Below are 1,627 nucleotides of genomic sequence, written 5' to 3'. Positions count from 1 at the left end.
CGAGGAGGAGAAGCGCAGCGGCGACCGGACCGAGGGCGGGCAGCGCCGTCACGGCTGCGCCTAGGACGAACGACGCGATCGGGGCAAGGGGTCGCGGATCCCGCTTCACGAGGCCGTCGGGGTGGACCGCGCCGGGGAGGGGGCGCGCACCGCGGAGGTCGAGATGGCGTGCGGGGGGCCTGCGAACGTGTCCGCGTGCAACCGTTCGGCCAGCGCAAGGAAGATCCATGGGGTCGGCATCGTCGTCGTGGAGTACACGAGGAGTTGGACGAGGGCGAACACCCACGTGAGTCCAGCGCGCCAACCGTGGGGGCGCACCGTCAGGAGCCAGGCGAGGAGCGCGACCAGGGTCACGCCTCCCGCCTCGAAGGCCACCTGCGACAGGTAGCTCGCGGGACCGGCCGACGGCAAGCCCATGATGTAGGGGACCTTCGTGAGGTCGAAGGGACTGCCTTCGCTGTGCGTCCGGAGGTGCACGCCGTACCCGAGGCCGTGGCCCCAGAGGGTCGAGGTGCCGAACGCCGCCGCGGACTGGGCGACGCGCGGCCCGCCCGCCACGAAGAGGACGCGGGCGTACGCCCGCTCGGACTGCGCGAGCTCGGTGGCGTCCCCGACGCGCTCCCACGCGTTCGCGACACGCGTCTCGGGGAAGGTGACGACGAAGGCGGCGAGGAGGGCGACCGTGACGGCGGACGCGCCGAGGAGCCGAAGCACGTGCACCACGCCGATCCGGCGCACGCTCACGAACGCCGTGAGGAAGGCGGTGAACACGACCGACGACAGCGAAACGTTGAAGGCGACGAAGGCGAAGGCCGCCACGAGGGCGAACCCCGCGCGCCCCGTGGTGACGACCCACAGGAACAACGCCGTGTAGTACGCCCGCGCCGAGTGCGACGGCTCGAGCGTGAGGAACGTCGCGGAGCGCAGGTCGTCCGAGACGATGCGGCCCACGACCGCCTCGGCGAAGAAGAACGCGACGAGGCCGATCAGCAGGGGCGCGAGGCCATCCAGTCGGACGCGCCGCACGTACAGGTAGATCACCGGTCCCACCAGCAGTTTCGCGACCTCCAGGGCGTCCCAAGCCCCGTCCACGTGCGCGACGAGGAGCGCGACGTAGGTGGGTAGGAAGAGGACGTCGACCCACCGAAGCCTCCGGATCTGGAAGGCGGCCAAGACGCTTCCGACGGGAACCGCGCCGGCGACGCCCGCCAGGAACGCCCAGGACGGCCAGAGGGAGAGGGCGAGGGTGAGGCGTCGGATCATGACCGCGCGCGACTCCGTGGCGTCATAGGCGGCGTGTCGGCACGTAGCTGCTCGCCACGCGTCCCGTGAGCGCGTCGAAGACGCCGGCGAGGAGGGCGAGGTTCGCGACGACCAACGCGTAGACGAGGCCGAGTCGGCCGACGAGGGTCGCCGGCCGCCGCGCGGCCCACGCGCTGACGCCGAGGAGGGCGGCGCCACCGAGGAGGAGCGGAACGGCCCACCGCCCGCTGGCCAGCACGACCCCCGCGGCGAGCAGGAGCACGAACACCGGAAGGAAGAAGCGAAGGACCTTGTGGGACACGTACGCGATCGTGAACCCGGGGGCCGCCCGGGCGGCGGACCACGACCACCGGTACGTGTAGGT

General features: G+C 72.1%; 2 protein-coding genes. Both read right to left on the bottom strand.

Annotated elements, in window-relative coordinates:
* Positions 1–105: 105 nt before the first annotated feature.
* A complete protein-coding gene (locus RI554_11500; GenBank protein MDR9392637.1) occupies positions 106–1,263 on the bottom strand; it encodes a hypothetical protein in 1,158 nt (385 codons plus the stop codon).
* 22 nt (positions 1,264–1,285) lie between these two features.
* A partial coding sequence (locus tag RI554_11495) for a hypothetical protein (protein MDR9392636.1) occupies positions 1,286–1,627 on the bottom strand: 342 nt, incomplete at its 5' end.

The sequence above is a fragment of the Trueperaceae bacterium genome (genome assembly GCA_031581195.1).
Lineage (GTDB): Bacteria > Deinococcota > Deinococci > Deinococcales > Trueperaceae > SLSQ01.
The sequence above is the reverse complement of the archived record's forward strand: the minus strand, read 5'-3'. Positions and strand labels throughout refer to the sequence as shown.